We start from the raw sequence: 8,235 nt of genomic DNA on the forward strand, positions 1-8,235 counted from the left end.
GAGCGCGTCGCCCTCGACCTCGACTACGCCACCCGCTGGAGCCTGCGCCGGGATCTCGCCATCCTCCTGCGCACCATCCCCGCCGTCCTCGCCCAGCGCGGAAGCCGCTGAGCTGATTAATACCGAAGCTCCATGCAGTCAACAAACTGTATTGTACATCACGTTCTTACTTTATCTGCGGAACAAGCGGGATATCTCTGAGTGCTCCGCTTACGTTCAATTTAGATAGGATAATTTATAGCTGAAATTCAGTCGGTATTATTCAGGATACGCGCTAGTCTATTTTCATCAGCCGTAGGCGATAGGTCGGCACACTTGACGGAGCTAATTAACGTAATTTTAAGGCTCTAATTGCCGTGCTGCTCCATTCCTGACATAATGACTCAGTACGCAGTCTCTGCACTAGTGAAATCGAGGCTCGTCGTCCGGAGTTTAACTAATTTGCTGGCCGTTCGTGTGATAACCAAAGTAAAATATTGAAGACCCTGGGCGATTCCATCGGTTTTTAGTATAATGATTGGCATCGGGCACGGACCGACTTGCGCAGTTCTTAACTAGTACAGCAGATTGGTGGAGGTAAGATTATGGTTAGATCGGAAGTATTGACCAAAGTTCCAAACATATTAATCGTTATACCAACATTAAATGAATCTAGATATATCAATCAATGCTTGCGCTCAATATCTGAGCAGGACTACGAGGGAAATATAAAGATAACTGTCTACGATGGCGGAAGCACAGACAATACTGTCGAAATTGCTTCGGAATTTGCGAAGCTAAGAAAGAACATCTTTGTTCGTTCCAATCCTGGACGGACACAATCCGCTGCGCTGAACTTGGCGTCGCAAGTCGAGCAAGATTTTGAAATTCTCGTACGAGTTGATGCGCATTCAGATTATGCTGTTGATTTTGTTACGAATTGTGTCTCTGATTTGTTGGCACAGGAGGCAGATAGTGTTGTCGTTCCGATGAACACGGTAGGTCGTACACCGTTTCAACGTGCTGTCGCGTTTGCGCAAAACAGTGTGCTGGGAAATGGCGGCTCAGCACATCGTCAGCGTGGTTCTTCACGCTTCGTCGATCACGGGCATCATGCAGCATTTCGTGCCGATGTCTTCAAAGCCCTCGGCGGTTACGCACTCGATTTTTCGCATAACGAAGATGCAGAATTTGACTGCCGTCTAACTAGGGCCGGCGGGAGGATTTGGCTTAGCTCTTCTGCTATGATTAACTATTATCCAAGAGACACAGTTCGCGGTCTTGCCAAACAATACTGGAATTTTGGTTACGGTCGCGCTCAGAATATGATTCTGCACAAAAGTAAACCTAAGTTGCGACAGTTTGCTCCGATTTTTATCACCATAAGCTCTGTTTTTAGCTTGGCGCTTGCCCTTATTTCGTGGTGGTTTGCTGTATTATTCCTTATATATGCTGCTATTTATACCGTTTGGTCTTTGGTTGCCGCAGTAAAAGAACGAGACACCAATTTGCTGCGTATGGGATTTGCGGCGGCAATCATGCATGTTTGTTGGGCCGGGGGGTTTATAAGCCACCTGACAACGTGTGCTGCAAAGATGCCGCTTCCAAAAAATCCTAAATCGATTCAATTCGGACATAGCACCGCTCAATGCAATGACCTAGTTATCTGATTGCCTTTTAGATTAGCTTTGGTAAAAGGTTGCTGCGTAGCTGTGATTCAATTGGGATGACCGCTTAAGCCGGGCCCGAATTTGTAGCAATGGCCACGTCGTCTGCGTATCCGGCGGCGGCGAGGCAGTTGCGGCACTCGTGCGCTGTGAAGCGGGCAAGCGCCTGCCGGATGGCAGCACACAAGTCGGGCAGGGTGCGGGCTGCCCTGGTCAGGAGCAGGCGCTTGAGCTTAGCGAAGATCTGCTCGATCGGGTTGAAGTCGGGTGAGTTAGGGCGGGAGGTAGAGGAGTTGCGCGCCCGCCCCTCGATCGCCTCACGTACCTCAGCGACCTTGTGAGCCCCAAGGTTGTCGAGGATGACCGTATCGCCGTGCCGCAGCACCGGGGCCAGGGTGTCGGTGACGTAGGCTCGGAAGCGGCTGCCGTTAGTGGCGCCGTCGGCCAGATTGACTGCGCACAGGCCGTCGCCACGCAACGCGGCGGTGACAGTGGTCGTCTTGTAATGCCCCTGCGGCACGGCGATCCGGCAGCGCTGTCCACTCGGCGCCCATACGTAGCCACGGGCCATGTTCGTCGCGGCAGCGGTCTCATCGATGAACACCAGACGGTCGGCGTCGAGGGTGTCCTGGCGCGCGAACCAGTCCTCCCGTGCGGCCTTCACGTCTGCCCGCTCCTGCTCGGCCGCGTGGAGCGCCCCCTTTTGCGGGTGATGCGGTGGCGGGCGAAGAAGCGCGACAGCCCGCTCATGCTGGTCGTCACGCCCTGCTCGGCCAGGACCGCGCACAGTTCGTGTAGGCGGATCGTGCGCTGGGCTTCGTAGGTGGCCCGGATCAGATGGGCGTGCGCCTCGATGGCTCGCGAGCGTTGATCGCCGCCGCGTGACCGTGGCGCGACACGGCCCTCCAGCCGTAAGCGCCCCGCTCAGCGGCTGGCGCTCGACTCGTACACCCCGAAGCGGGAGGCCGCGTCGTGGCAGGAAGCGCCCTCCGCCATCGCGGCGACGACGCGCTCACGTAGCTCGATCGACAGGGCTGACGGCATCGAAGCCGCCTCAGCCCGTCAATGCCTCGCCCCACACTACGTGCAAATCGATCGGGCGCAGCTCTAGGTTACCGTCCAAGGAAGTTTCGATGCTCACAATCAGGGAGCAGTCAACGCCCACCGACGCCAACGCACGAGACGTTTGTAGAGCGTCCTTAATAGCTCGTAGATGTCCAGGCGCGCGTCCCCCAGCGTCCGCCAGACCTCAGAGGCGGACGATGCGACTGATCACCCGTCGTTCGTTTAAGCATTTCTTACCCAGCGTATCGGTGGGCAGGTGCGACGTGGTCCCAGCAAACTGCTCGCCCTTCAGCCAGAGCTGGTCCATCCGCTCCTCCCGTAGGAGCCATGCATCACGACCGAGCCGTCTGCGCGACCGTTCTGAGTCCGGATGTCAACTGTCTGGTTTCGTAACGTCATTGGAATGCGGCGCATTGGGCGATCAAAGCTTATGCGTGGCGGTTCGACGGTGTGCGCCGCCAGTCTGCCAGGAGGGAGCGCTGATGCTCGCCATCCATCCCTAGGCCCACACGACCCCGGCCGTGCGCGCCGAGGTCGCCCTCTCGCACGGGAGCTCCGGCGTGCTGGCCAAGCGCTACAGTGTGTCCACCGAGACCATCCGCAAGTGGCGCAAACACGGCCCCGACGCTTGCCAGGACCGCTCGGCGCGCCCCCACCAGCTCGCGCGGCGCGCCAGCGATGAGGAGCGCGCCATCGTCTGCGCGCTCCGCCACTCCACCGACTTTCCTCTCGACGCGCTGACCTTCGTGGTCAGCCACTTCCTGCCACACCTTAACTGCGACGCGGTCTACCGCATCCTCAAGGCCAGGGCCTCAACCGGTTGCCGCCGGCCAAGAAGGCCGGCAAGGCGCATGGCAGCTTCAAGGACTACGAAAACGGCTTCATCCACGTCGACGTGAAGCACTTGTCCAAGTTGCAAGACCGCGACCACGTCACGCGTAAACGCTACCTGTACGTCGCCATCGACTGGGCCTCCCGCTACGTGCATCTCGCCGTCAAGGACGACGAGACCACCGCCTCGGCGGTGGCCTTCCTCACGGACGCCCTCGGCGCCTTTCCGTTCAAGGTCACCCACGTGCTCACCGACCGCGTCTCCTGCTTCACGGCCGATGCTTTCTAGGCCGCCTGCGAGCGGCAGGGTATGCAGCATCACAAAACACGACACTACAGGCCCAAAACAAACGGAATGGTCGAGCGCTTCAACGGCCGCGTCCAGCGGGAGGTGTTAGGGATTATACTCAACAGCCACACCGGCCTGGAGATCGTGCTGCGCGGCTTCAACGTGGCCTACAACGTCCGCCGGCAGCGCGTGCTCAACTGGCTCTCGCCGGAGATGGTGCTGCGCCAGCGGCTTGAAGCCGATACCGCACTCGCCAATCCCACCTACAAGCCGCCCAGTCCCAATCTCATCAAGCGTGCCCTTCGGATCGTCTCGGATGCCAAGGAGATCTCGCATCCGCACAGCTAGCCGGCAAGCCTCAACCGGCTGCTTAAGAATAGATCACTATGGATCGCTCAGCATCGTGCGTCTTCAGGTCGGAGGCAGAAGACGCATGCTGCATCAGAAGGTTCCAGCGATGACGGATCCTAGTTTCTTGTGTACGTCAGCCCTTGCGTGACCGGCCGAATTTCATGTAGCGTCATTAGGCCTTTATCGTTACTCGGTTCAGAATCGATGGAAATAATCGCACATCGTAGAAATTCAACGGGTCAATTGACTGCCACTCCCACTAAGTTTGGAGTAGAAGTCGACGTTCGCAGTGAAGGAGATGAACTTATAGTTCAGCACGATCCATTCGCTAAAGGCGAAAAATTCGAGATTTGGATTAGTAGCTTCCAACACGGTACATTAATTATTAACGTCAAAGAGGAGGGCCTGGAAGAACGCATCGAAACGATATTGACAGCGCGTGGTGTGAAAAAGTTTTTCTTCCTAGACCAATCCTTTCCTTTCATAATAAAATGTGCGAGGCGCGGTGAGAGACGATGTGCCGTTCGGGTATCGCAATTTGAGTCCACCGCTACAGCGTTGAATTTAGCTGGTTTGATCGATTGGGTATGGGTCGATTATTTTAAGCCAGTTGTGCTGCAAAATGAACAAAACATCGTCGGCGTTCCTGATTTCCCGTTCAATGAACCAGATTTATTGCAGATTAAAAAGGCCGGATTCAAGCTTTGCCTTGTGTCGCCTGAGCTTCAAGGCTGGCCAGCAGACGAAAGCATACCATATCTACGTACCCATCTAGATAAATCTCTGAGTCTTATTGATGCAGTATGCACGAAAAGATGGGATCTATGGGCCAAATGACAAAGAATCAACTTGCCATTTTTTCAATCGGGTTACTAATTAAGGCTATAGTATGCTCCTTAGCATTATACTTCAGTGGTAATTATCTTGGCTTAAAATGGCTAAATGAGCCGATTTTCGACTTTCAATTAGGCCAGATTCTGCGGCCCATCGAAACAGAGTCATCGAATTACGCTCCAGGAGCAGTTTTCTTCGCGCCGTTGGTATCAATCGGCAGCTTCATCTTGGGAGAAGTGCCGGCGCGCGTCCTTGTGCTGGCAAATGCGCTCCTGTGCGACTCGTTAATTTATTATATCCTTCTTCGAATAGTACCGGTCGAAAACCGGACGGCAACCTTGTCGGCTTATTGGTTTTCGCCTATCATGCTATGGTGTCTATATCGAAACGGGGGCTTAGATTACCTGTATCCAGTGTTGCCAGCCGCTGGATTTTACTTTGCAAAATCGCAGGAATACAAGAAAGCCGCGATATTTTTTGGCTTAGCCGCGGCCGCAATGCCACTTAATGTTTTACTTATACCTATATTTGGCTTGTATTTCTACGGACGTGGTAGACGTCGTCATTTGACGAACCAAATTATGATCATCTGTTGCATAACAAGCTTGGCTGCTAGTGCTGCAATCGCAGTACAGCCTGCCCTGCGTATTCTCCTCTATCAAGGGCTGACTGTTGCCGGACCCCTCAGCATGTCTATCAAGACGTCTACGCAATATGAGATTCTTCTGTTTCCAATATTTTGCTTTCTTTTATTGTTCGCGGCGTGGCGAATACAGAGGTTGAATTTTGACTTGCTTCTCGGTCTTGGTACATTGGCCATGACAGGATTCCTCGTTTTGTTGCCATGGTCTTTATCTTTGGCAGTTTTGGCGGCTCCTTTCCTGGCCGCACATGCAGGGAAATCTTTGCGCAGCGGCATGGTCTTGTATGTCGTATTTTCATTTTCCGTCACCATACTACAAATTCTAGCGGCTCTGAATTTTATTGATCTAGTATCCGTAACTCCTAGAGTTACGGCTTCGGTCGCCATCACGACAGTTTTAGTTTCGTCAACTGCACTATTTATACAAGTAGCGCGACGCTCTATTAGTAGATCTTATTTCTTTCAAGCTACACGAAGACCCATTGTTGTTGGCATAGGGGGCGACAGTGGAGCTGGAAAGGATACACTCGCTTCTTTGATAACTGACCTGGTCGGATCGTCAGCTGTTGCGCATGTTAGCGGCGACGACTACCACTTGTGGGACCGACACCGTCCGATGTGGCGAGCTTTGACACATTTAGATCCCAGAGCTAACGATCTTGCTCGTTATGAGTCGGACGTAGCGAAATTAGTCGATAGACGTTACATATTGGCGCCTCATTATGATCACAGTAAGGGACAGATGACGAAGCCATTCCGAGTAAATCCAAGCGAATTTGTTGTCGCTTCTGGCCTTCATGCTCTCTGGTCTCCGTCCCTAAATCAAATCTATGATCTTAAATTTTTTTTAGATATCGATGAAGATTTAAGGCGCTTTCTTAAGGTTCGTCGTGATACCTCCGTGCGCGGCCACTCGGTAGAAGCAATTTTGGCGTCTATGGATCGTAGAGCTGAAGATCGCGCATTGTACATAGAGCCGCAGATACAAAAGGCTGATATTATACTTAAACTTGAGCCTCGAGTTAAGGGCTTTTTAATTCGCGGCTACGAAGCAAGCGAGCCAGCTCTCAGGCTCATAGCCAATATACGTTCTGGCGTGTCGGTTGGTGAGCTTACTCAATGTCTTATAGCGTACTGTGATATTTTTGCTTTGCAAAATTATAACGGTTCCGGGGATTGTGAGTTGGTTGTAGAGGGCGAGCCGTCTGCTGAAGATATCGGAGTCGCGGCCGCCAATCTTGCTCCGGAGCTGACCGACTTTTTGCAAGGTTCTCCGATTTGGCGTCCTGGTCTGCGCGGAGTTATGCAATTAATAGTCCTTACACAGATTGATCGGGTCAGGCTGGAACGATTGGGCAAATCATGATTAAGTTCTCTCCAGATAAACTCAGAGCTACCCCTCGATGTATCCTGTTAGATCTAGACAACACGCTATATGACTATGATATTTGTAATGAAAGTGGGATGGATACGGCTGCCCGGTTTGCAGAAAAACAACTTAAGCTTAGAGCGAAGGAATTTATAAAATGGTTTGGGGAAGCAAGGTTGGAGATCAAGTTTGCTCTTGGGGCCGGAGCGGCTTCACACAGCCGGCTATTATATTTTCAGCGAACGCTAGAGTTGGCCGGTTATGCGAGTCAACCGCTCTTCTCTCTGCAATTGGATCAAGCATTCTGGCGCTCCTACTTAGATAAAGCTCAGCTCTTCGAGGGGGCCGCCGATTTTCTTGACGATGTTCGAATGGCTAACATCCCGATGGCCATAGTTACTGACCAGCTCGCTCAGTGTCAGATGCGAAAAATGGTTACTTTAGGTCTGGTGAAGTATATAGACTGTTTAGTTTCGTCGGAAGAGATCGGTTCTGACAAGCCTGACCGTAGGATATTCGAGCTTGCCCTTCGTAAATTAGGCGTTGATGAAGGTCCAATTTGGATGATTGGTGATAGCTTGAGGTGTGATATGAAGGGAAGCCGCGATGCAGTTGGAGCGATAGGAATTCAGAAGGTGCATGGCAATATTGTCGCCGCTCGGTCAGCTCAGGAAGCTGACGCAGTTTTTCGAAATTTCTCTGAATTACGCGGATTGTTTAGTCGAACAGTAGCAGTCGATGGTGAGACTGTTTAAAAGTCGTGTTGCAAATTGTTAGATACCATTTATTGGTGCGACTTGTTTTGAAGTGTGCGTTCGTAAGTAAGAACGCGCTACGATGCCGACGAGACCGCGGCACCTGTGCTCAATCCGGGCTACGGTCGCACCAAGAACGACCAGCTTTGCTGTATGCGCGACGTCCAGCGCTGGAGTGGGACTGATCCGCCCGTCGTCGCCTACGACTACGCCCCGGATCGCACGGCTGGTCGACCGATCGCGCGTCTCAGTGGTTTTGTAGGCGAGACTCTGGCCAAGGGTAAGCGCTGTCTGGGCGGCACCTTCCGGCAGACGGCGTGAAGGCGGCATACGGAGCGGAATGGGAGCTCCGTCACATGTCGATGTCAGGGCGTATGGCTATGTCGGAGCCGATCCGGCGCTTGGAGCTGTTCACCGGGGCCGGTCGGCGCCGGACGTGGTCGGATGAGGAG

6 protein-coding genes and 3 pseudogenes are annotated in these 8,235 nt (G+C 53.0%); 7 read left to right on the forward strand and 2 right to left on the reverse strand.

The window, feature by feature from the left end; translation table 11 throughout:
• Both MFF58_RS32415 and MFF58_RS30790 read left to right on the forward strand, forming a co-directional pair.
• Positions 1 to 111: pseudogene (locus MFF58_RS32415) on the forward strand (sugar transferase); the annotation flags it as partial.
• A 473-nt stretch (positions 112 to 584) separates the two neighbouring features.
• Positions 585 to 1,649 carry a glycosyltransferase family 2 protein gene (locus MFF58_RS30790; RefSeq protein WP_238294012.1) on the forward strand — a complete coding sequence of 355 codons (1,065 nt, stop codon included), beginning with the start codon at positions 585 to 587 and terminating at the stop codon, positions 1,647 to 1,649.
• 64 nt (positions 1,650 to 1,713) lie between these two features.
• On the opposite strand, the gene MFF58_RS32695 is transcribed toward MFF58_RS30790, so the two are convergent.
• The gene (locus tag MFF58_RS32695; protein ID WP_373323418.1) at positions 1,714 to 2,310 is read right to left on the reverse strand and encodes an IS630 family transposase; all 597 of its coding nucleotides are present in this window, start codon (positions 2,308 to 2,310) and stop codon (positions 1,714 to 1,716) included.
• A 585-nt stretch (positions 2,311 to 2,895) separates the two neighbouring features.
• Positions 2,896 to 3,018 carry a hypothetical protein gene (locus tag MFF58_RS32420; protein ID WP_283206490.1) on the reverse strand — a complete coding sequence of 41 codons (123 nt, stop codon included), beginning with the start codon at positions 3,016 to 3,018 and terminating at the stop codon, positions 2,896 to 2,898.
• 214 nt (positions 3,019 to 3,232) lie between these two features.
• Between MFF58_RS32420 and MFF58_RS30800 the strand changes: the two are divergent.
• From MFF58_RS30800 to MFF58_RS30820, 5 genes and pseudogenes are all read left to right on the forward strand, one after another.
• Positions 3,233 to 4,179: pseudogene (locus tag MFF58_RS30800) on the forward strand (DDE-type integrase/transposase/recombinase).
• A gap of 207 nt (positions 4,180 to 4,386) precedes the next feature.
• A complete protein-coding gene (locus tag MFF58_RS30805) occupies positions 4,387 to 5,019 on the forward strand; it encodes a PI-PLC domain-containing protein (protein ID WP_238294014.1) in 633 nt (210 codons plus the stop codon).
• Positions 5,016 to 7,025 carry a hypothetical protein gene (locus MFF58_RS30810; RefSeq protein ID WP_238294016.1) on the forward strand — a complete coding sequence of 670 codons (2,010 nt, stop codon included), beginning with the start codon at positions 5,016 to 5,018 and terminating at the stop codon, positions 7,023 to 7,025. The genes MFF58_RS30805 and MFF58_RS30810 overlap by 4 nt, the downstream gene beginning before the upstream one ends.
• Positions 7,022 to 7,783, forward strand: coding sequence for an HAD family hydrolase (locus MFF58_RS30815; protein ID WP_238294018.1), 762 nt, complete (start codon positions 7,022 to 7,024; stop codon positions 7,781 to 7,783). The genes MFF58_RS30810 and MFF58_RS30815 overlap by 4 nt, the downstream gene beginning before the upstream one ends.
• Positions 7,784 to 7,867: 84 nt before the next feature.
• A pseudogene (locus MFF58_RS30820) lies at positions 7,868 to 8,047 on the forward strand (IS66 family transposase); the annotation flags it as partial.
• Positions 8,048 to 8,235: the final 188 nt, after the last annotated feature.

Source organism: Methylobacterium longum, from assembly GCF_022179385.1.
GTDB classification, from domain to species: domain Bacteria; phylum Pseudomonadota; class Alphaproteobacteria; order Rhizobiales; family Beijerinckiaceae; genus Methylobacterium; species Methylobacterium longum.